Below are 251 nucleotides of genomic sequence, written 5' to 3'. Positions count from 1 at the left end.
TTGCCTTCTTTGCCTATTATTGATCCTGTATTTGTTGTTTTACCTATTGTAAGATTACTTCCGTCTCCCACTATAAATGTTGTCTGATTATCTACAAAAGCTCTGCTTCCGTTCGTCTTACTTCCACTTAATCCTATGGAATTTGGCATTCCTGTTGAACTTACTCCTACACTTATTCCGCTACTGCTTCCCGTTGTTGTACTTGTGTTCTGAACTGATACAAGCTCAAGGTTTTTTATGTTTCCTGTTAC

General features: G+C 37.8%; 1 protein-coding gene. It reads right to left on the bottom strand.

The window, feature by feature from the left end; genetic code table 11:
- The coding region (locus tag EII29_RS11790) for a hemolysin (RefSeq protein WP_125237631.1) at nucleotides 1-251 on the bottom strand (251 nt) is incomplete at both ends.

This window comes from Leptotrichia sp. OH3620_COT-345 (assembly GCF_003932895.1).
In the GTDB taxonomy this organism is placed as follows: domain Bacteria; phylum Fusobacteriota; class Fusobacteriia; order Fusobacteriales; family Leptotrichiaceae; genus Pseudoleptotrichia.
Note: the sequence above shows the minus strand (reverse complement) of the source record. Positions and strands in the feature narration are given on the sequence as shown.